Raw genomic sequence first — 21,080 nt, 5'->3', positions numbered from 1 at the left:
ATCGATGGCAAGGGCGGAAAAGATTACCTGTGGGGCAAGGGCGGCAGCGACATCCTCACGGGTGGCGCAAGCAAGGACGCCTTCATGTTCGACACGAAACTGGGCTCGGACAACGTCGATACCATCACCGACTTCAAGCCACCGGATGATCGCATCTGTCTCAACGACTCGGTTTTCACCAAGCTCGGATCGACGGGAACCCTGGCGGCCAGCAAGTTCGTGATCGGCAAGAAAGCCTTGGATTCCACCGACCGCGTTATCTACAACAGCAAGACGGGCGATCTGTCATACGATGCCGACGGCTCCGGCAGCGGCGCGGCGATCAAGTTCGCCAAACTCGACGCTCACCTGAAGATGACGGCCGCTGACTTCGTCGTCATCTAACTGTTGCTAGGCTCCCTGGTAGCCCCGGCCGTCCGGGGCTACCATCCCGCTGGCCAAGCAGGTGCACTTCATTTCAATCGCTCGTCTCGCGAAGTCGTCAGAAAATCCGAACCACAAACTCACACCACAAACTCTCTATGTCCCTGAGTGCCGTAATGGGCCCGCTAAAGCATCGGACCCATTCGGGAGCCGAATCCAATGAATGAAACGGCCTCGCTCACCCACCGATTGCTTGCGCGAAGCAATCAGAACGGCGTGTCTTCTATAACTATGTCATCGAGAATGAATGGCGCACCCGACACGATTCGAACGTGTGACCTTTGCCTTCGGAGGGCAGTCGTCCACTCATTTCCTTGATTTACCCGAATTGACCGGAATGCACCAAGCCGTTAAATTATAAGGACTTCCGGGGGGCCGCCAGAATGACGGCGCTTACCTGATCTGACCCAAGACTACCGCTTTCTGCTTACCCGGTGCTTACCCGATGCCGAAACTGACCAAGCGGGTGATAGACGCGATCCGTCCGCTGGAAGCCGGAGGAGACATATTTGCCTGGGACAACGAACTGCCGGGGTTCGGGCTTAGGGTGAAGCCGAGCGGCGCTAAGTCTTTCCTTGTCCAGTACCGCAACAGGAACGCCCGCAGCCGCCGCGTCACCATCGGGCGCTATGGCGTGCTGACCCCTGACGAGGCCCGCAACGAGGCGCGGGCTATTCTGGCCAGGGTGGCGAAGGGTGAGGACCCGGCCGAAACCAGGGCGGCGGATCGCACGGCAGCGACTGTGGCGGACCTCTGTCGGGAATATCTGGAGAAGGCAGAGAAGGGCCTGATCATCACGCGTCGGGGCGGGGCCAAAAAGGCCTCCACTCTTTACACCGACAAGGGACGTGTCGAACGCCATATTATCCCCCTGCTTGGGCACCGCACGATCAAGGATCTGACTACGGCGGACCTGCGGGCCTTTCTGCGCGATGTGATTGCCGGTAAGACCGCCGCCGACGTGAAGACCAAGGCTCGCGGACGTGCGATAGTCAAAGGCGGAAAGGGCACCGCGACCCGCACCATGGTCCTTCTGAGTGCCATCCTCACCTATGCGGTGGAAGAGGGCCGCCGAGGCGATAACCCGGCACGCGGCATCGTGCTACCCTCCTACAATAAGCGCAAGATCCATCTTGATACGAGCCAGTACGCCGCTCTCGGCCGGGCGCTCGCTGCTGCTGAGGCGAGAGGGGAGCCGTGGCAGGCCATGGAGGCCATGCGCCTGCTGGCCCTGACAGGTTGCCGGGCTGGCGAAATCGCCGGGCTCAAGCAGACTGAGTGTGACCTGCGCGGATCCTGCCTGAGGCTTGGCGACACGAAGACCGGGGCCAGCATGCGCCCGCTCGGAACGCCCGCGCTGGAGGCCCTTCGCGCCGTCCTCGACCGCAGCAACGGCACCTATGTGTTTCCGGCCCTGCGGGAATCGACGATACCGGACGGCGAGGGCAGCCCGAAGCCGTATCGCGGGCTGCCGAAGGCATGGGATCGGATACGGAACGCCACGACGCCAGACGGAAGAGAACTCGCCGAGCCGTCGATTGCGACCCTGACGCCGCATGGGCTCCGCCATGCCTTCGCGTCCGTAGCCGACGACCTCGGCTTCACCGAGGCAACCATCGGCGCGATGCTCGGGCACTCAAGTGGCGGCACGACACGTGGCTATATCCACAAGCTCGATCCCGCTCTTATCGCGGCAGCGGACCGCGTCTCTCGGCACATTGCGATGGCGATGGAAGGCGGATTGCCGCGCGCAGAAATCGTTGGGTTGCATGGAGCTACGGCGTAATGCAGGGCCTTATATCTCCACGTGAAAAATCATCTTCTCGTCTTCTTGCTGAAGCGCGCTTGGCTCAGGCGATAAAGCAAGCTGATGTTGAGCATATTCTGGACGCTGTAGGGCGCGAGTTCGTTCGCAAACGGATCAACCGCCGCCGACTACGGCGTGACATCAATGAAGCCGCTGTCGACGCGAGTGTCTATGCGTGGCTGGATAGCAGTCGGCAACGGCGCGAGTTCGCAGACCACTTTGAAGAAATAGAGCGAACAGCAAGGCACCTGAGAAAGCTCCTATCGGGTAGCAACGCAGGTAAATTGGCGCGGCTGAATTTTCGTTTTAGTTTCCCGACGAGGGAAGGAAACCTGCGCAGAAAGCGGGTAGACCGAGCAGCCTCGATGGAGGGCTTGGTTATCGGACTTGCTCGGCTAGCCCGTGTCGCACGACAGGAGCGGAATAGGATACCTATCGATGCGCCAATGCCCCGAGAAAGAAATGCTCGGGAGTGGCTCATTGTTGAGTATTTGCCGAGGATATTCGAGCGATACTTTGGACGAGAAGCTAAGATAGGTCGCGCCCACAATTACATTGAAGGCACCACAGGTAAAGCAAACAGTCCCTACATACGTTTTGCGTCAGCCGTACTCAATGACATCGGCATCGTAACTACCCGAGGTAAACCGTATAGTCCTGAGACGATCAGTCGAGAGTTCCAGCGCGTCCGATCGGGGGCGCGCCCAAGGCGAAAATCCGTTTCCATGGCAAACGCAAGAACCCGTTGTGAGGGCGAGCTACCCCCTTCATGCGGCACTGCCGAGGAACACTGATCGGACATTGGGCAAATTAGGCACTGATTTCGCAAGTTGCCCAATGTTTTCAAATAGCCTCAGCTTCTGAGAACTTCCTCAGGTCAACCCGAGCGCACTGCTCTTAGATGACGTGAGGTTTCAATGTCCATCGAACACAGTTCCTCGAAGCAGAAGCGTCGCTTCCGGCGCGATGCGGCGAGCGACTACCTGAAGGAGGCGTGGGGCTTGTCCTATGGCACCCGCACCCTCGCCAAACTGGCCTGCGTCGGCGGAGGGCCTCCCATGGAATACGCTGGCCGCTTCCCGCTCTATCCGCAAGACGGCTTGGACGAATGGGCGGCGGCCAAGATCGGCCCGCGTGTCAACAGCACGTCTGAGCGCCAGCAGTTCGCGGCCTGATCATCATCATCAAATCTTTGCAAGCCGACCGCAAAAGGAACCCCGCACGAACGGGTGTCCGGCGGGGCTTGAAGGATAGATTGCAATGTCTTCCTACACCATGACCGGCGGCACGCGCAAGCCAGCCGCCAACTCGGACCGCCCGTCGCTCGATTACGCTGCGCGGCGGATCGCCCACCGCTGTCGCATCAGCACCGCCCAAGCATCGGTCATTGTCGAGCTGCTCGGCCCCGCGCCGGAGGTGCGCCATGACTGAAGAATTCCGCATCTCCTTGATCCCGGAGGCTCCTGATGACCTCGGGGACTGGATCACCCTCGGCGATGCCGTCGCGGCGGTCGTCGAGAAATGCGCTCGCCGCACGGGCGAGCGGTGGCAGGAAGGCCACGACCGCCACAACGAGGCTGGCGCTCTCCACACTTCGAACAGCTGGAGCTTGTCATGAGCAGCCTCGATCTTCGCTCGACTGCCCGAGCTCTCGGCGGCGATGTTGTCGGGCAGCAAATCCTCTTCGCGCCGCCCGGTCACTCGCGGCAGGATCGCTCGGCCTCCCTCCGCTTCGATCCTAAGGCTCCCGGCGGGTTCCTCATCCACTCCTTCGCGGGTGACGATCCCCTGTCCATCCGCGACTACGTGAAAGAGCGGCTGGGACTGGCATCCGGCAGGGAGGCGCAACTGGCGCCCTCCCCCGCCGCTCCTGTCACAAGTCCAGACGAAGCCGAGCGCACGGCCCAAGCACTTGTCATCTGGGACGAGGCCCGTCATCCACGCGGAACACCGGTCGAAACGTATCTCAACCGGCGCGGGCTCGTCCTGCCTGATGAGGCGGCCTGCAGTGCGATCCGGTTTCATCCGGCCTGCCCATTCGCTGGGGAGCGGACGCCCGCCATGGTCTGCCTTGTGCGGGATGTGGTGACGAACAAGCCCATGGCGATCCACCGCACGGCCCTCACCCGAGACGGCCACAAGGCGAATACCAACGGCAAGGACCGGCTGGCACTCGGGCCGATCGCGGGCGGAGCCATCAAGCTCACGCCCGACGAGGCTGTGACGCTCTGCTTAGGTATCGGTGAAGGCATCGAGAGCGCCCTGAGTCTGCGCAACCTGCTTGAGTTCGGAAGCTCCCCTGTCTGGTCGCTGATCTCAGCCGGTGGCGTCGAGACGTTCCCTGTGCTGTCAGTGATTGAGAGCCTCTGGCTCGCGGTAGACCACGACGAGACCGGCATCCGGGCAGCACGATCAACGGCGCGGCGCTGGCAAGCCTCCGGCGCCGAAGCCTACCTGATCACCCCGACCGCATCCCGTGCGGATCTGAACGACCTCTTCTTCGCGGAGCAGCGCCGTGCTTAATCCCAATCTCTACACGGTTGAACACTTCCCACCGCTCGACGAGCCATTTCCTATCAAGCCGGATTGCAACGGTAAGAGTGGAAGGCCGAAGCTAAGGATCAGATCGGCCCGCGAGTTGCGCCGGAGAGAATTCTCGCCGATCCGCTACGTGGTACCTGACTATATTGCTGAAGGCTGCACGCTGCTGGCTGGGCGGCCCAAGCTTGGCAAGAGCTGGCTCGTGCTTGAGATGGGCCTCGCTGTCGCCATGGGCGAGGTCTGTCTGGGCCGGATTAAGTGCGAGCATGGCGACGTTCTCTATCTCGCTCTCGAAGACAATGAGCGCAGATTGCGGAAGCGCATCGACAAGGTTCTCGGACCTCTCAACGAGTGGCCTGAGGGTTTTCAATATGCGACCGAGTGGCCGCGCGCCAACGAGGGTGGCCTTGATGCAATCCGGGATTGGATCACGAGCGCACAGAACCCGCGCCTGATCATCGTGGACGTGCTTGCCATGTTCAAACCCGCCCGAGGTGACCGTGAGAACATGTACGAGGCCGATTACCACGCGATCAAAGGCTTGCAGGCCCTCGCGTCCGAGTTCGGTGTTGCGATCATCGTAGTGCACCATACCCGCAAGGGCGGCAGTGATACCGATCCCTTCGAGAAGGTCAGCGGTACGCTCGGGCTCTCCGGGGCGGCCGACACGACCATCGTGCTCGACCGCGACAGCAATGGCGCGACCCTCTACGGGCGGGGCCGCGACATCGAGGAGATTGAAAGCGCTGTCGAATTCAACAAGGGGGACTGCCGCTGGTTCGTCATGGGGGATGTGTCCGAGGTTCGACGTTCTGACGAACGCACCACGATACTCGATATCCTCTCCGAAGCGGCTCAACCGCTGTCGCCGCGTGAGGTCACGGACCTATCCGGCCTCTCGTACGACAACGTCCGGCAGTTGCTCACCCGGATGAGTGCGGCCGGGGAAATCACGAAGGTTGGACGGGCACAGTACCGTCACAACGACGCCCCTGTCACAACTGTCACAAGCGTCACAAAGTCTGACGACAGCCGAGACACTCCTGGAGGAGAATGATTGATGACCATTGTGACAATTGTGACAGCCCATTCACTGTGACAGGGGCGTAGCGTGATCAGGCCCGGAACATATGCAGGCCGCGATAACATGACGGTCGCCCACTACAGAGATTAATCGGTAAGCCCACCTTGTCAGAACGCTCGGCCCCGTCCGCTGACAGGCTTTCAGCACCCACTGGCGGGATCGTTGCCGGCAGCAGGAAACCGCGCCTGGAGAGGCTTCCTGAGGCTTGCGTTTAAACGCTACCATTAGCAGCCCGTTTGGCGCGCTTTGGTCGACGGTCATGTGCCCGACCACCCGCAAGGCTAATACGCTCATGTGCAGAAGGGCCTTGGCAGAGCCGAGGCTGATGAGGGAAGAGCGGAGCTGGGTTTTTGGAAGTCTACAGAAATCCAAGCCCATAAAGTAACAACATAGCCGATATCGCACCGCCCAGGGCAAGCAGGAGCCACGGCAAATACCCGCTGAAGTCATTCATCGTGAGCTCCTTCCTGACCGGGGAGCTTGTCAGTTGATAACGAGCTAGAGTCGTAATGGATGACGAGCGTCCCTCCATCGAGTTCCATCTTGCCCTGCGGCGGATCACCCAGGGAAGGTGATCCGCCGCTTCTACTCGCTGATGATCGAGCACGACCTGTTCGGAACGATCCGGCTGGTGCGCAATTGGGGCCGGATCGGCATGATTGGCCAAGAGCTGGTCGAGATCCATGAGGATGAGATCGCAGCGGGGCAGGCGCTGGAGGCGATTGCCCGGGTCAAGCAGCGGCAGGGCTATCAGGACCTGTGAGCAGCCGAGCGACCTCTCCAGCTAAAAGTTCACCGCGGCGCTCCAGCTCTTCAGCTATCAGAATGACGCTCCTCGCATGGCGCATGACAAGCTCCCGTGCCCTCGCACGTCCGCGCTCGCGCAGGTCCTCTTGCGCCTCGTCATCATCGGGGTAGGTCCGACGCATGACGATATACGTTTGGACTTCATCCATCTCGAACTCGGCAGGATAGAGTTGGGGAACGTCACACATATCGGTTGACCACCAACTGGCCATCAGCACGGCGATCTGATCCTCAGGGGGAAGGTGATCGGCCGTCTGGCGATCAATCGCTCCAGCCGAATTCCCTGTCTCTGGCAGCAAGCGCACCCATCCAACCTCCAAACCGAGAGCCCAGGCAACGACGGCATGGCCAGCTTCATGGAAGGCAGCACGGCGGCGGTCACGAAGATCAGGAGAGAGATCGATATTGGTCATGCCCCTGGCTTACAGCTTCGCGCATATAGCTGCCAGGCCTGGAGGCCGTCGCCCGGGCGAAGCGTCGGGCCTATCGGAGAATTTGTGAGGCTCTCAGTTCTGGCAGGGCCACGCGGCGCGCAATGCGTCGGTGACGAGGACAAACAATGGAAGGTGAAGCCTAGCAGGGTTAGCCTGCATGTAGTTGACGACAATCCGTAATGCTTGAATGGAGCTTGCACCCTCTGGAGAACAGAAACGACGACTTGGCGATAGGTTCTCGCCGAAATAATAAATACTAGTTACAATACCATTGCATTGCCCCTGCCTGAATATTTGCGTTGATGCGTTATCCTGCAATGCATCTGCGCATGGTTTATACATAGAATTGCCCGTAAATTGACTGTCTTGGGCGTGCGCACTTGTAGAGAAACAGAGCAGCAGTGCCGCGATAGCGAAACCAACTTTCATTACAGCCCCCGAAAACAGGCTCGAACATAGCAGCTTCCCCGAGAGAGTACACGGTGCTCTCAATTTCGCATAATCATCAGTATGGAACGCGAGTTGGAGTGTTCGTGTAGTCTTCGCGGCATCTTATGGAACGCCGCCACATCTATTCAGTAAAATCCGCTCAGGCGAGCGCGTCGGCGGAGTCGTGAATACTCAATAAGACTTGCCGATCTAGAGACAACCGAGAGGCGCTGGCCTCCTGACGATCAGCGCCTGCTCTTGCTTTGGCCGCTGCTGCGTTTCTTAGAGAAGCGAATTGGCCCGACTGGAGTGTTCTTGATCTTGTTCATTCTACGCTCGAAGTTCCTCTCGATCTGGCGTGTCCTGATCCGATCGCGTCTGCTCTCCTCGCTTTCCCTGAAGAAGAGGCCGATTACACCTATCACCGCGAATAACGCCATCATCGAGAAAAAGGTTGTCATGATTCCTCAACCCGTCCTTGCCTAATTCTCAGCCTCATCACTCTCGATAGAGGACCATAGCTGGCATTAGACGTTCAGGACCGGGGCAAGAGCTGTACCCCGAGCGGATCATTTTCGCGCTAGGCAGGGCAGTGGCGCAGAGGACTGCAAATCCTTGTCCCCGAACAGCAAAGAGGAGATGAAATCGAACGGGAAAACCCGCGCAGCCAAATGTGATGCTATTGCTGACTGTTTTCCGACGCTGCAAAGATCGGTTTTGTAGCTACTCAGGGGGGGTAACATCGATGTTTTTCGTTCGGATGGGGCAGCTTACGGCTTATCTAGCATTCGCCTACGGCGTCCTTAGAACTGCAACGGGCATCATTCTCGCCGTCTACGATAGGCAGGAGTTGGCGGGAAGATACTTTGCTGCCGAGAACACCGGCGCAGTAATAGACAAAGGCCTTCAGTACCTTTTGTTCGGCATCGTCATGGGCATTCTTTGCCATATAGCCGTCTCGGTTTCCCGAGAATCCCGGCATGAAACCGTGAAACCTGAAACCGTGAAACCGGGCGGAGGCCGTCTCCAGGAGATCAGCGCCTAGCGTCTATCAGTCCCCCTCGTTCGCACGTTCAGCCCAAGACCTCCTCGACGATCTTCGGTTTCCGGTCCAGCAGCGTGAGAAGGGCCCGCGCGAATGCTTGGCGAGGGAGAGGCCGAGAAGAACAGGTCCCCGGCCTCTCCCCGCCTGGATGAGGAGCAGCGGGGGGCGTGCTCCAAATCCAAGTCAAGAGGGATTGCCGCACCTCCAGGGACGAGAACGATAGCTGGCTTTGTGTGATCCTACCTCAGGAGCCCTCCCCTACGTCGGCGGAAGGAAATCGGAGCAGGGTTCAGTAACTGTACTGTCTGGCCTCCTATCCGTTCCGCTGTTCCTACCCGAGGTGGTGCGGCTTTTCAGGCTACGTGAGTGAAACATCTCGCCCAGAGCTTGCCTGGTGGGCGGTCGCGAACGTGGCAGTAACTGGGCACGGGTGGGTTAACTCTTCCGGTAGCCTGACGCTAAGGCAGCTATCTCCGTAAGCTCATTGGCACGATGGTTGCGGGCGAAAGTCGTTCGCAATAATCGGGATAGGGAGGCCAATATGAGAGGGACGATTATCGCGCTCGCCGCCGTCCTGCTGTTCGGCGTGGAGCCAACGCAGGCGGCTGAGGGGGAACTCTATCGCTGCTCTGCGCGGGACGTCGTCACGATGACGGACGACGGAGTAGTCGATCGATTCAAAAATGATTTCTGGAAGAACTGGTGGACCGACATCCTCGTCGACACAGCAACAGGCATGCTCCGCTGGAAAGATGGGACAGCGCAGCAATGGGTTGTGCTCCAGCAAGGTTCAAATGCAGACGACTTTGTCATGACGCCTGTTAAAAATTTTCGCTCCGCCTCGACGCATGTCCTCCGGGTACGGGCGTGGGCCGAAAAATCAGCCGTAACTTTTCTGATCTATGATCTCTCTACTCTCGTAACAGGTCGTTGCGAGTCAGTTCGATAAAGCACGTACGCAGACGACTGCTGATCCCTGCGCCCTAATCGGCAAAGGGAGTGAACTGTAAGTCAGGTAGCTACGAGCACAAATCACGAGTGCAGCGGACCCCCTAGGCGCGATGACAGGTCCGCCGCTACTGGAAGATGACCCACATGACGATTGCGAGAGGAGCCACTGTGCCGAGTACGAAGGAAAGTGCGTTCTGCGACATGACCATCATCCTTGATGATCAGTTATCGCACGTTTCAGCGTAACCTTACTGTGAGAGTATGCACACTCTTGTTTGCGCGCTTGCTCTTAAATCAGACCGCATTAGCTCGCCTGTGAGATCGGGGGCGGCAATGGTCTCGTGGGAGTAGGTCATTCGAAGGATACAGCGGGGAGAGGCGAAGAGAGGGTTGAGCGTTCTATGTAGGCGTGCTCCGTTAGATCTCACCTAACGATTGGGGAGCGCAATGGACGAGACTGAATCCCTCTTCGGCGCGGATGCCATGGAGTTTTCTAAGGCCCTCACTGGAGAGGATGATCTAGCTGCGATCATCAGAAGCCATCTATATATAGAACACGAATTGAATGTTTTCTTGGAAGGACGGATACCGGAGCAGGTATTCGAAACTATCCATATTGAATATTTCGATAAAATAAAGCTGGCTGTCTCCCTAGGTTTTCCATCGAAATATAAAGCTGCATTGAAGGCAGTTGGAACTATTCGGAATAAGTTTGCGCATAATCTGAGAACTCAGCTCACATCTACGATGCTCGATGAGCTTTACCAGGTGTTCGATCCTGTCACCAAAGAGGGAATCCAGTGGGGCTTCAAACGCATCAACCCTCACTTTCCTGGTAGGAGCAAGCCAAAGTCGCACAAGGAAATGCCGCTGCGAGATCGCCTTTCTCTTTATGTCGTCCACATATGGGCCGGCCTGAAGGCGGCGAATGCTGAAGATCGCCTTTCAACAAACGAAAGTAAGGTACCTTGATTTTCCTCTGCAAGAGGAGAAGGGAACTTAGATCTGGCGGGGGACGCCACGCCGCAGATCGAGCGCCTTTACAGTCTCTTTCCGTATAGCCGTCAGGGTAGCTTCGATCGCACCCCAGCCACCCGGCAATATCTCCTCGACGGCTTGGATTGCCGCTGCCTGGGAGGCTGCCCGAACCAGATAATACGAAATGGCCGGCTGGCCGAACCACAGTTCACATTCCATTCGGACTTTGTTACAATGACGCTCCGATTGAGCGCTGTCGCACGTGAGGTGACCTCATGTACAGCGACCACGAGCAATGGGCCCGGATCCGCTACCGGGTCTTGGTCGAAGGAGCCACCCAGAGGCAGGTCGCCCGCGAGACCGGGATCAGTCCGAATATGGTCCGGAAGATGCTGCGGGCGAGGCAGCCGGTGCCCTACGGCCCGCGGGAGCAGGTCTTTCCCAAGTTGGGGCCATACTTGCAGACAATCCAGCAGATGCTGTCGGACGAGGAGCAGCCAAGCTTTTCTTATCGCGAGATCTACAGGTCCATTCGGGACCAGGGCTATACCGGAACGTACGACGCTGTCGGCAACTACATACGGTCGCTCAAGCCGACGGATCGCATGCTGTGGGAAGCCGCATACGACGAGGTCAAAACCTTGGACCGCAAGTCAGCGGTCACCCTTCTGATGCATGTGGCCAGGCAGTGCCGGGCGAACGAACGGCAGAGACTTACATCCTCCCGAGCGCGCAAGACTCACAAGGAAGTCGCCAGGCAGGCTGCCTTCACGTGGCTGCGTCAGCTTCTACAGCAAAGGATGCCGTTCACCCATCTGCGGGGAGAACTCGGCGAGGTGCCCGACCTCGACCGGTTGCTGGACAGGCTTCATCACGGCGGCCACCACGTGCGCAATCGGTCGCTTGTGGTCCTCGGCAGCCTACGCGGCTGGCCCTCGACTGCCATCTGCGCCTTTCTCGGCATCGAGAAGAAAACCTATCGCAGCTATTGCCAGCTCTATGAACGGGGCGGAGCCTCAGCCCTGTTCGCACCGCATCCTCCAACACGCGACAAGGTCAACAGCGAGCCCCTGAAGAGCCTGATCTTCACTATCCTGCATGGGCCGCCGCTCAACTACGGTATCAACCGGACGGCCTGGACTATGGGCACGTTGCAGCAGGTTCTTGCCGAGAAGGGGAACTCTGCGTGCCGGGATACGATCCGCAAGATCACGAAGCAGGCAGGCTGGCGCTGGCTCAGAGCGCGCAGGGTGCTCACATCGACGGACCCGAATTACTCAGAGAAGGTGCGGACCCTGCGCTCGACCCTCGCCTCGCTTCAAGCTGACGAAGCCTTCTTCTCGATTGATGAGTATGGGCCGTTCATTGTGAGGCTGCATGGCGGCAAAGCCCTGACACCTCCCGGGATGATCCGCATCGTTCCGGCGCGGCAGAGGGCCCGCGGCACGCTGATCCTCACGGCTGCCCTGGAACTGTCGACGAACCAGGTCACTCATGTCTACAGCGAGAAGAAGAACACGGTCGAGATGATCCGGCTGATCGAGGCTCTCGCCTCGAAATATGCAGCCTATCATAGGCTCTACCTGTCTTGGGACGCGGCTTCATGGCACTCCTCGAACCGGCTCAAGGACTGGCTGACCAACCACAATGCTGCCGCTCAGGTCGGTAGAGGTCCGCAGATCGAAGTGGTGCCGCTGCCCTCCTGTGCTCCTTTCCTGAATGTCATCGAAGCGGTCTTCAGTGGCATGGCACGCGCCGTGATCCACAACAGCAACTACCGATCTGCGGAGGAGGCTCAGGCGGCAATCGACCGGTACTTGGCTGAACGAAATGCTCATTTTCAGGGCAATCCGGAGCGTGCGGGGGAGTGGGTGTGGGGGCTCGAGCGACAGCCCGCTGTGTTCTCGGAAGCCAACAACTGCAAAGATCCCGCCTATCGTCGATGATGCAAGTCGGGGTATCATGCTTGGTATAGCTGCCGGAGGTGTTCCTGTGACTCATGAGCGTGAACGGCTTATCCGGCGAGCGGTCGAACGGGCCATCGGGTCACTTACGGATGGCCAAAGGACGGTTGGCACTGGAGGATTGTTCGAGCTTGCCTATCCAATCGTGGCGTCAGACGTTCCAAGCGCTTCCTCGGAGGAGATCAAGGCTGCGTTCGCCTCGGTATGGGGCATCCATTCTACGGATAGGGCTCTGTACGAACAGGTGCTTGCCGTCTGCGACAGGCACTCACCCCGTAAGGACGAAACTATCGAGCAAGTTCTCCAACGGGCTTCAAGAGGTCGTGACGTGGAAGCAACGTACCTCCTTGCCTTGGTGAGGAGCACTCGCTGACCGCAAATTTTGGACAGTTCGGCGGTCGATGTTTGAGCCTGGCACCCGCCGGGTGAGGGTCAAATGTCCGCTCAGATGTAGTAGTCGGCATTTGATCTGACATTCGGCGTCGGAGAGTGATCGGGTTGAGCCTGTCCGGCAGGATCAGGCTGCAATCATCTTCTCCTTTGCCAGCGGCATGCCATCCACGAAGGTTTGCATCGGAGTCTTGCCAAAACACCACCGCCCCTGGTGCGGCCGCTCCTCATTATAACTACGAACCCAAGCATCAAGATCAGTCTGGAGTTCGCCGATCGAGCCATAGATCTTCGGCATTATCAACCAAAGACAGCTTTTCCTTTGCAGCGAAGCTTTTGCGTGAGATTCTGATCCCGTAATCGACAGGAGGTCGGAATGGATCTTTCTGTACGCGAGGTGCTGTCGAGGATCACCACCGTTCCCGACATGATTAGTGCCTTCCACAACGAGAGCCATTGCCGGCGATTGCTTGAGGCGATGGTGTGGCCGAACGGGCGAGTTTGCCCGGCCTGCGGCTATCGCCACTCCATCGCATTGATGGGCCGAGAGAACGGGAAGCGAGCCCGAGCTGGGCTTTACCAATGCTCGAACGGCACCTGCCGGTTTCAGTTCACTGTCACAACACGAACACCCCTGCATGCGACGAAGCTTCCACCTCGGGTCTGGCTCTCCGGCCTCTGGCTGATGCTACATTCGGACAACGGTATTTCTTCCATCCGATTGGAGGAAGCGCTTGGTGTCAGCGAGCCGACGGCTTGGCGAATGGATCATGCCCTACGCCTGATGGTCGGACGCGAGCAGGCTCTGGATGATGTTGTAGAGATCGACGGCCTGGACATCGGTGGCAAGCCGCGGCGGGAGAAGAACTATTCTCCACTAGGACGAGGACGCAAAGGTGAGCCGAAAACCTTGAAAACGCCGGCACTTGTGGCCGTGCAACGGCCGCCGGATGTGGGTGTCGGGACGCCGTCTAGGGAGGTTCGGGCGGCCGTGATTGAGGATCTCTCTGAGTCCGAAGCGGACCGGGTTCTCACCGAGACTGTCGATCCGAAGGCTCATCTGATGAGTGATGAATGGAAGGCCTTCGTCTCAATTGGCACCGCGTTTGCGGCTCATGACACCGTCCACCATAAGGCTCGTGAATATGCTCGCGGTCCGGTTCACATCAATTCAGCGGAGGGCTTCAATGACCGGGTGCGCTGTACCGTCTCGGGCGTATTCCACCACATCGGCCCGCACCACGCGGATCTCTACTTCAACGAGATCGGCTTTCGCTGGTCGCAGCGGGTAGTCAGGGGCCAGGCGCCGCGACGCACACGCAACGGACGGCCAGTGACCAAGACCTTGTGGGCGCGAATACCGCCTGCTCTGCAGCTCCCGGCAGTCTTCCGCTTCGCCGTTGGACGCGAGATGCGCCGAACGAAGGCCGGCGGGATCGACCTTCTCTCGAAGGTAGCTGGCTTTGGTTGATAAAGCCGGCGCTCAATCAGGAACGGATCTTGCGCTGGCCCGATGTCGCTGGGCAACCTCAGCGGACCGGTGACCAGACCAGACATTGACGAGTTCCTGAATGGCCTTCCAGATCAGGAAATGGCGTATCTGGTGGTCGAGGCCACACGGGTTGTGAAGCGCCGGCTCGCCCGAGGGCAGGGGAGGGGGCTTCGGACCAAGGGGTCCGGCATGGGAAAGGCGCCTCTCGATGAGGCCATCCGTCGGGTCGCCGGTGAGTCGACAGAATTCGAGGATCCTGGCGAGACGTGGTGAGCCATGCTCGGGGGGAGTGTGGACGGGCTTCGTGAGGGAGAATACCATTCCGGAAGTGAGATCTGCCAGCGGGCAGAGCGGATCACAGGATGCGGCCATGGCCCACGGGAGCATCACGGACGAGGAGCTTGCCGAACTCGTACAGCGCACGGAGGAAGCCACGTCGGCCTTCATGCGCGGAGACATGAACCGGTACCTCGCACTCACGCCCCATGCGCCAGGGTTCATGCTGATGAACCCCTTCGGCGGAGAGCCCACCCGGTATGAGAACCGAAGCGTGAGCCTGCTCAAGGCCGCTGACTACTTCAAAGCCGGCGAGGCACGGTTGGACGTGGTGCAAACCTACGCCTCGGGAGACCTTGTCGTTCTCGTCATGATCGAGCGACAGCACGGGGAGGTGGGTGGTCTGCCGGACCAGGAATGGCCGCTGCGGGTCACCCAAATCTACCGCCGGGATGGATCCGAATGGCAGCTGCTGTATCGACATGCCGACCCATTGGTTCATCGCATCAGCCTAGGCCAAGCGGCCAAGCTCGCCCGCGGGTGACCCCGCGGTGGATCCTCGTGTGGTAATCAGCCTTTGAGGGCAGCTAGCGCCATTTCAGCCACCTGGAGCTCGATCCCGGGGTCGAGGTTATCGCCGATCTGCCAGACGGCAGACAATCCGGCCCAGGCGAGGATCCAGAGAAGCAGGCGCCGGACCTCGAGGTTCGCCGCCTCGCTGACGATCGTGAGCCGCTGGGCGAAAATCTCGAGCCGGCGGGCGATGGTCAGATGGGGCAGGCCGAGGTCCGGGTCGCAGAAGAGAATGGTGTACTCGAAGGCCCGCTCTCCGATCACCCGCTTCGGGTCGATGGCGACCCAGCCCCGCTCCCCAAAATCCAAGATGTTCTCGTGGTGCAGGTCGGCATGGAGGGGCACGATCTCCCGCTGCGACGCCAGCACGTCGGCGGCCGCGTTGGCGGCGTGGACCAGAATGCCGCCCTGCGCCCGCGCCGCCGGGGCGAGGGCCTCGAACCAAGTGGTCAGCGGCACCAGACTGGGGGGAGGGCTTTCGCGGGGCGTGCAACTGGCGGGCGACGTCGCAGATGATCCGGGTGGCCGCCTCGTCCCGACCGTCCTTGGCGAGACGGACCAGAGATCGAGAGCCAGTCGCGCGCTCGAGCAGGACCGCGCCATCGTCGAAGGCCAGCACCCGGGCAGCGCCGGTCCCCACCCACCAGCGCATGAGCAGATGGCCGTGCCTTTCGTCGGCGTCACCGGTGACCTTCAGCATCGCCGGTTGCCCCTGCGACAGGACCGGCAGAAGCCGGCTGGTGCGGGTGACGATGAGGTCTCCGGTGGCGACCAGGCCCCATTGGCGCAGGTAAGGCTCGAGCATGGGTGGGTCATAACATGCCGCAAGGGGCGACCGCACCGTCCGGGCGCTTGGGAATGTGGCGGGAGGTTGCCCGCGTGGCCTCGTCTGAGACAGCGGCCAGGGTCCTTACGGCGTCCGGACCTTCACCTCGCTGACCCGGTTGGCGGCTTTGGCAAAGCTCCGGTCGAAGCCGACGAAGGCGGTACATCCCGCCGCCTTCACCAAGTGGCTCTTGCCTGCGGTGATTGCTCAGGATGATCGCTCGCCTGGTAGCGAGCGATCAGATTGGTATCAATCGCGAGCATGGCGCCGCTTGGCCTCGGCCACGATGCTGGCGTCCATGTCCTCGAGGATCCTGGGCGGGCCCTGAGAGGGCAGGGAGCCGAATACGTCCTCTGGCCAGGTCGCGGCAAACACAGGGGCTGCTTTCCAGGACACCTTCCGGCGTCTCCTCGACGACCAGCCGGGTTCCGGCCGCCCAGTGCCGGCGCGGCCGGATCGATTCGGGCAAGGTCACCAGACCTTTCGTGGACACAACCGTCATGCGGCGCTCGGCTTTTGTCGTCGGAGCCTGCCAGGGAAGGTTAGACACTGGTAAGCTAAACAGGCCGCGCTGACGCGAAGGGTCTACAATCCAAAGTCGTCCCGAAATCGATCAATCTGATGCATGCGTTCATGCAGGATTGTCACGATGCCGATGTCGCCATTGCTGAGCTTGCGCCAGTAAACGAAGTGCCGTTCATATCGGAAGAAATAACCGTCAATCCCAAACTCGGCCGGAATCGGGCGAGAGAGCACCGCGTGCGTGTCAATCTTGGCAAAGGCGGCGAACAGTCCGGTGATATACCGCTCAGCCTGTTCTGCCCCCCATTGGTCGCGTGTGTAGCGGTAGATTTCGTCGAGGCGATGAGAGGCCGCCTCCTGGACCCGGACCGAGGCCATGCCGCACTACGCTTTGTTGCGTGCGATGACGTCGGCAGCCGTGAGCGCTTGGTAGGAGGCTTCGGGAGCGGCAAAGGCCAGTGCTAGCTCCGCTTTCAGCCGCTCGAAAGCTTCGTGCTCGACCCGCTCCTTGTCGCGGCGGATCAAATCGCGGACGTACTCACTGACATTCTCGTAGGATCCGGTCTCGCTGACATTGGCCGCGACGAACTCGCTCAATGCTCCACTGAGTCGGACTGTCATTGTCGTGGTGCGGGACATTAAGGAGCCTCCCTGGACTGCGATGTCTTCAATATAATCAAAAATGAATACAGAACAAGGCCTGGAGGTGATCTGCCCCACCTTCTGGAGAGGCCGGACAGCGCAAGGTGGGATCCCGATGGAGCATTGAGATAGGATGGATCGGTAATCGGTCGCGCGAGACCGAAAGCGGAGGGGGAGGGCGCTTTGGCTGCCCCGGATCCTGGCGTGGCCAACGCCAACCAGCCGGTAGAGGCCGCCCTGAGGTTTCCTCCTCACGGCTATGGTCCCTTTGCCAAGGCATTGGACCCAGCCCGATCCCTGCTGCGGTTCAGGTGCGGCCCTGGGATCGACACCGATGACGGGTCTTGCTCGGGCACGGCCTTGGCCGCAGCGAAAAGCCGTCGCATGGCGCACATCCAGGCAGGAAGTAACCCAAACTGCGGTCAAAATTGCCCCAAAAGCCTCCGAGCCGCATTGGTATCGATAAGCGACAGTTATCGATACCAATCTCATCAATGAGGCGTCCCTAAAACAAGCCGTAGCTAACCGTCATTATCTTCTTCGTTGCTCATCAATTCCTTTAATATCAAGTAGTTAGTATCTTAAGGAGTAGAGCGCCAGGATAAGCGGAGCCGAACGGGAGTATGCTTCAGGCCGCTTGGATGGCGAGGTCGACGGCGGGATCTTCGGCCGATCCCCGTTCACCCCTAAACGGTCGCGAAACCGGCGATAAACGATAGCCCGAGCGTCTGGCAGTCCATGAGCGGGCCCAGCGGCACGGATGGCGCCATGCGGCTCAATCGCAGCGAAGGCAACAACGACAACGGGCGCACACCACGTGCTCGCCTCTCAAACCATCAGTCGGGCAAGCCGAGGGGGAGTACCACAGAGTAGTATAAGCTGGCACAAGCATCGTTGGACCGCTCCATGGCCTACGGGGCAGAATGCTCTACCTTCCTCTCGTCACCCCTGCGATCTCGGCGATGACAGCTTCCGCTCACATCTACCTAGACCTCGTACGCAGGGCACTGAACCTCGCCGGGGAGGAGCTTCGAAGTCACCGGGTGATCGGTGAGATCATGGTCCATGAGCGAAGCGTCATCCTGGTCTGCTACAGCTGGGCCGACGATCGCACCCGGATCGAGGCGGACATTGCCCTCGAGGGCAGGGGCGGGATCGTCCGGCAAGCGGTCGTGGGCGCGGGACGAAGTGTCGGGCTCCCTAACGACTGGGTCGAGGACATCCTGCCCGCCGCCTTTGGTCACGGACCATCGGCATCGGCCAGGTTCCCGACGGGACTGTACCCGTCCTGGGAGCGCCCTGGGCTTCGGGTTCTCGCCGCCCCGGCCAACCTGCTTGTCCCGATGACGTTCCTGGCCTCGCTTCGCCTGAGAGACGACATCGGCTACGACGCCCTTGAACCTGCCATCCGGATCGCGGCTCAGGCCGGCATCAAGCGTGCCGAGAGGCTGAGGCGCCTCGTCGCTCCTTACCTCGAGAGGAGAGCCAAGGAGGACGGCGAGCTCGCTCGCACCCTTGAGAAGAGGCTGTCCCAGTTCGAGTATGCGCTTGATCGTTTTGGCTGCGGGTTGGTGTTGAACGCGACCCCGAAGTCCCTGGCCGATGTCGCCGCACTGGCGGGGGAGGATGGCGACTGCTTTGGCTTGGCCTCAGGTGAGTTCCAGCAGGCGTTCTATGTGGAAAAGGACAAGGCAGTTCAACAGGCGATGCTCGATCCGGTGCCTTCCCCGACTGGAGATCCGAAGGATGATGCGTGGCTCGGAGCGATTGGCGAGCACCTGGCCCAGCGCTGGGGGCTCGAGGCGCCGCCCTGGACCCAAGAGGCGGCCTTCATGGGCGGACAGAGGCCGTATTTCTGGCCAGACGAGACGCTGGCGCGCGACATTCAGATCGTCGAGACGCCCCCGGCCTTTCGGAGACGGCTGCTGTTCACGTATGCGGAGCCGCTGATGAACGCCAAGTTCCCCAATGACCGGAGGTCAGAATGCCATTCTGGCAATGAGGGGGCAGCGCCCCAGCTATCACCTGAGATGCTGCTGCGCTGACATGCTGAAGGGCAGGCCCTATCCCATTCCAGGCCACGCCCAAGACTGATGCCCTGATCGGGTCCAGCTGTCGCACCTAGGGCATCGTCTAACGCGGGTCGGCTGCTATCTCTTAGATCTTAGAGCCTTATCAGCCCTTCCTGCTCAGGAGCCGCCATGATCACGCTTTACACTTGGACCACGCCGAACGGCCGCAAGGTGCCCATCATGCTGGAGGAGACTGGCCTTGCTTACCAAGTGCGGCCGGTCAATCTCGGGAGCAACGAGCAGTTCTCGCCCGACTTCCTGGCGATCTCGCCCAACAACAAGATCCCGGCCATTGTCGATGACGAGGCAGAGGGTGGCCCGCTCACCCTCTTTGAGAGCGGCGCCATCCTGACCTACCTCGCTGAGAAAACCGGCCACTTTCTCGCCCCTTCAGGGCCGGCTCGGTACAGGGCGCTGGAATGGACCTACTGGCAGGTCGGCGGCCAAGGGCCCATGCTCGGTCAGCTCGGCTTCTTTGCCAAACGCTCGGACGAGAAGGCGCCGCTGGCGATCAGGCGCTTTACCGATGAGGCCGATCGCCTGCTCACTGTCATGGAGCGGCGTCTGGCTGAGGTCCCGTACCTGGCCGGCGACACGTACACGATCGCCGACATTGCAGCCTACCCGTGGACAGTGGCGGCCACCACGTTCCTGAAGGATGTCCTGACCGACAGCCTTGCCACCAAGCCATCACTCCACCGTTGGCTCAAGGAGGTCGGAGAGCGCCCCGCAGTCCAACGCGGTATGGCAGTGCCGAAGCTCTGAGGCTGGCCCGTGGCATGGCAATCCTCTCGTCCTATAGTCCGATTGCTCCTCTTTCTCGCCTCCGCGGTGCTCGCCCTGTATGTCTGCGCCCTCGCCGTGCTGTTCGTGAACCAGCGCAGCCTGGTGTATCCAGCCTCCGACCGGCGCAGCACCGCCGCCGAGGCAGGGCTGTCCGGCTTCCAGGATCTGGTCCTTCAGACACCCGATGGCGAACGGCTTGTGGCCTGGTGGAAACCGCCGCAGTCGGGCAAGGCGCTGATCCTGTACTTCCATGGCAACGGTGGCAGCCTCTGGAACGGGCGCTTGCGCGCTCAGGCCCTGACAGCCTCCGGGCGTGGGCTGCTCATGGTCAGCTACCGCGGCTATTCCGGCTCGACCGGCTCGCCCACAGAGGCGGGTCTGCACACCGATGCTCGCATGGCCTATGACTGGATGCGGCAATCTTATGAGACCTCGCGCCTGGTCGCCTATGGCGAGTCCCTCGGCACGGGAGTGGCGGTGCGCTTGGCCAGCGAGCAGGCGCTAGCTGGCCTGATCCTTGACGCGCCCTACACCTCCACTGCCGATGTGGCCAGCCTCACCTACTGGTATGTGCCCGTCTCCTGGTTGATGCTCGACCAGTTCCGCTCGCTCGACATCATCCACAAGGTCAAGGCGCCGATCCTGATCCTGCACGGCACGGATGATAGCACCATCCCGTTCGCCTTCGGCGAGCGGCTGTATGTGGCTGCTCCCGAGCCGAAGCGCTTCATCCGCATCGAGGGCGGGAGCCACACCCGGAACCTGGAGCAGGGTGGGATGGCGGCGGTGGAGGAATTCCTCACGGCCGTCGAAGACCATCTGCCTGAGCGCTCCTCCGACAGTGCGGTCACATCACCTCAGCAGCCATAAACCCGATCAGTCCCGCGACAGCTTGGCAGCATCAGGGCGAGGGCTGAGACGTCTAGCACACGATCCGGTTGTGCTGAGGCTGGCGAGCCCATAGGGTCGAACCTCTCTAGGCCGATGCCGCCTAAAAGCTTGACCTTAACAGCATACCAGTTTCAGCCATAATCCTCA

Annotated in this window: 22 protein-coding genes, 1 tRNA gene and 3 pseudogenes; 17 read left to right on the top strand and 9 right to left on the bottom strand. The window is 60.3% G+C overall.

Annotation, left to right across the window (positions count from 1 at the left end):
• Positions 1-384, top strand: a pseudogene (locus tag NF876_RS37805) (calcium-binding protein); the annotation flags it as partial.
• Between the two features lie 287 nt (positions 385-671).
• Here the strand turns inward: NF876_RS37805 and NF876_RS37800 are convergent.
• Positions 672-764: transfer RNA gene (locus tag NF876_RS37800), tRNA-Arg, on the bottom strand.
• A gap of 104 nt (positions 765-868) precedes the next feature.
• Here NF876_RS37800 and NF876_RS37795 point away from each other — a divergent pair.
• From NF876_RS37795 to NF876_RS37765, 7 genes are all read left to right on the top strand, one after another.
• Positions 869-2,209 carry a tyrosine-type recombinase/integrase gene (locus tag NF876_RS37795; RefSeq protein WP_210805631.1) on the top strand — a complete coding sequence of 447 codons (1,341 nt, stop codon included), beginning with the start codon at positions 869-871 and terminating at the stop codon, positions 2,207-2,209.
• Positions 2,210-3,147: 938 nt separating this feature from the next.
• Positions 3,148-3,405 (top strand): hypothetical protein, encoded by a 258-nt coding sequence (locus tag NF876_RS37790; RefSeq protein WP_210805633.1) that lies wholly within the window; start codon positions 3,148-3,150, stop codon positions 3,403-3,405.
• Between the two features lie 85 nt (positions 3,406-3,490).
• Positions 3,491-3,661 carry a hypothetical protein gene (locus NF876_RS37785; protein WP_210805635.1) on the top strand — a complete coding sequence of 57 codons (171 nt, stop codon included), beginning with the start codon at positions 3,491-3,493 and terminating at the stop codon, positions 3,659-3,661.
• Entirely contained in the window at positions 3,654-3,848 is a 195-nt protein-coding gene (locus tag NF876_RS37780; protein WP_210805637.1) for a hypothetical protein, read from the top strand. The genes NF876_RS37785 and NF876_RS37780 overlap by 8 nt, the downstream gene beginning before the upstream one ends.
• A complete protein-coding gene (locus tag NF876_RS37775; RefSeq protein ID WP_210805639.1) occupies positions 3,845-4,753 on the top strand; it encodes a DUF7146 domain-containing protein in 909 nt (302 codons plus the stop codon). The genes NF876_RS37780 and NF876_RS37775 overlap by 4 nt, the downstream gene beginning before the upstream one ends.
• Entirely contained in the window at positions 4,746-5,828 is a 1,083-nt protein-coding gene (locus NF876_RS37770) for an AAA family ATPase (protein WP_210805641.1), read from the top strand. Before NF876_RS37775 ends, NF876_RS37770 begins: the two co-directional genes overlap by 8 nt.
• A 598-nt stretch (positions 5,829-6,426) precedes the next feature.
• Positions 6,427-6,618 carry a WGR domain-containing protein gene (locus NF876_RS37765; protein WP_262266499.1) on the top strand — a complete coding sequence of 64 codons (192 nt, stop codon included), beginning with the start codon at positions 6,427-6,429 and terminating at the stop codon, positions 6,616-6,618.
• Here NF876_RS37765 and NF876_RS37760 read toward each other — a convergent pair.
• The 3 genes from NF876_RS37760 to NF876_RS37750 all read right to left on the bottom strand — a co-directional run bounded on the left by NF876_RS37760 (position 6,587) and on the right by NF876_RS37750 (position 7,986).
• Positions 6,587-7,075 (bottom strand): hypothetical protein, encoded by a 489-nt coding sequence (locus NF876_RS37760; protein ID WP_210805643.1) that lies wholly within the window; start codon positions 7,073-7,075, stop codon positions 6,587-6,589. The genes NF876_RS37765 and NF876_RS37760 overlap by 32 nt on opposite strands.
• Positions 7,076-7,168: 93 nt before the next feature.
• Positions 7,169-7,525 (bottom strand): Rap1a/Tai family immunity protein, encoded by a 357-nt coding sequence (locus NF876_RS37755; protein ID WP_262273058.1) that lies wholly within the window; start codon positions 7,523-7,525, stop codon positions 7,169-7,171.
• Positions 7,526-7,770: 245 nt separating this feature from the next.
• Positions 7,771-7,986 (bottom strand): hypothetical protein, encoded by a 216-nt coding sequence (locus tag NF876_RS37750; RefSeq protein ID WP_262273057.1) that lies wholly within the window; start codon positions 7,984-7,986, stop codon positions 7,771-7,773.
• 284 nt (positions 7,987-8,270) lie between these two features.
• Here NF876_RS37750 and NF876_RS37745 point away from each other — a divergent pair, with 284 nt between their 5' ends.
• From NF876_RS37745 to NF876_RS37730, 4 genes are all read left to right on the top strand, one after another.
• On the top strand, positions 8,271-8,570 hold the full coding sequence (locus tag NF876_RS37745; RefSeq protein WP_210805645.1) for a hypothetical protein: 300 nt from the start codon (positions 8,271-8,273) through the stop codon (positions 8,568-8,570).
• A 541-nt stretch (positions 8,571-9,111) separates the two neighbouring features.
• Entirely contained in the window at positions 9,112-9,519 is a 408-nt protein-coding gene (locus NF876_RS37740; protein WP_210805647.1) for a hypothetical protein, read from the top strand.
• A 449-nt stretch (positions 9,520-9,968) separates the two neighbouring features.
• A complete protein-coding gene (locus NF876_RS37735) occupies positions 9,969-10,493 on the top strand; it encodes a hypothetical protein (protein WP_210805649.1) in 525 nt (174 codons plus the stop codon).
• A gap of 281 nt (positions 10,494-10,774) precedes the next feature.
• Positions 10,775-12,445, top strand: a complete 1,671-nt coding sequence (locus NF876_RS37730) for an IS630 family transposase (protein ID WP_262273056.1) — start codon at positions 10,775-10,777, stop codon at positions 12,443-12,445.
• A gap of 535 nt (positions 12,446-12,980) precedes the next feature.
• Here NF876_RS37730 and NF876_RS43715 read toward each other — a convergent pair.
• Positions 12,981-13,151, bottom strand: coding sequence for an integrase core domain-containing protein (locus tag NF876_RS43715; protein WP_210805612.1), 171 nt, complete (start codon positions 13,149-13,151; stop codon positions 12,981-12,983).
• Positions 13,152-13,229: 78 nt separating this feature from the next.
• On the opposite strand from NF876_RS43715, the gene NF876_RS37720 reads away from it, so the two are divergent.
• The gene (locus NF876_RS37720) at positions 13,230-14,324 is read left to right on the top strand and encodes an IS1595 family transposase (protein ID WP_210805614.1); all 1,095 of its coding nucleotides are present in this window, start codon (positions 13,230-13,232) and stop codon (positions 14,322-14,324) included.
• 391 nt (positions 14,325-14,715) lie between these two features.
• Entirely contained in the window at positions 14,716-15,165 is a 450-nt protein-coding gene (locus NF876_RS37715; protein ID WP_210805616.1) for a nuclear transport factor 2 family protein, read from the top strand.
• A gap of 26 nt (positions 15,166-15,191) precedes the next feature.
• On the opposite strand, the pseudogene NF876_RS37710 reads toward NF876_RS37715, so the two are convergent.
• The 4 genes and pseudogenes from NF876_RS37710 to NF876_RS37695 form a co-directional block, all read right to left on the bottom strand.
• A pseudogene (locus tag NF876_RS37710) lies at positions 15,192-15,999 on the bottom strand (aminoglycoside phosphotransferase family protein).
• Between the two features lie 270 nt (positions 16,000-16,269).
• Positions 16,270-16,522, bottom strand: a pseudogene (locus NF876_RS37705) (AbrB/MazE/SpoVT family DNA-binding domain-containing protein).
• Between the two features lie 83 nt (positions 16,523-16,605).
• Entirely contained in the window at positions 16,606-16,920 is a 315-nt protein-coding gene (locus tag NF876_RS37700; RefSeq protein ID WP_210805618.1) for a type II toxin-antitoxin system RelE/ParE family toxin, read from the bottom strand.
• A gap of 6 nt (positions 16,921-16,926) precedes the next feature.
• Positions 16,927-17,181 (bottom strand): ribbon-helix-helix domain-containing protein, encoded by a 255-nt coding sequence (locus NF876_RS37695; RefSeq protein WP_210805620.1) that lies wholly within the window; start codon positions 17,179-17,181, stop codon positions 16,927-16,929.
• A gap of 926 nt (positions 17,182-18,107) precedes the next feature.
• Between NF876_RS37695 and NF876_RS37690 the strand changes: the two genes are divergently transcribed.
• From NF876_RS37690 to NF876_RS37680, 3 genes are all read left to right on the top strand, one after another.
• The gene (locus NF876_RS37690) at positions 18,108-19,229 is read left to right on the top strand and encodes a hypothetical protein (protein WP_262266500.1); all 1,122 of its coding nucleotides are present in this window, start codon (positions 18,108-18,110) and stop codon (positions 19,227-19,229) included.
• A 156-nt stretch (positions 19,230-19,385) separates the two neighbouring features.
• A complete protein-coding gene (locus NF876_RS37685) occupies positions 19,386-20,021 on the top strand; it encodes a glutathione S-transferase N-terminal domain-containing protein (protein WP_210805624.1) in 636 nt (211 codons plus the stop codon).
• A gap of 9 nt (positions 20,022-20,030) precedes the next feature.
• Positions 20,031-20,912, top strand: a complete 882-nt coding sequence (locus tag NF876_RS37680; protein WP_210805626.1) for an alpha/beta hydrolase — start codon at positions 20,031-20,033, stop codon at positions 20,910-20,912.
• Positions 20,913-21,080: the final 168 nt, after the last annotated feature.

The sequence above is a fragment of the Microvirga yunnanensis genome (assembly GCF_025460875.1).
Note: the sequence above shows the minus strand (reverse complement) of the source record. Positions and strands in the feature narration are given on the sequence as shown.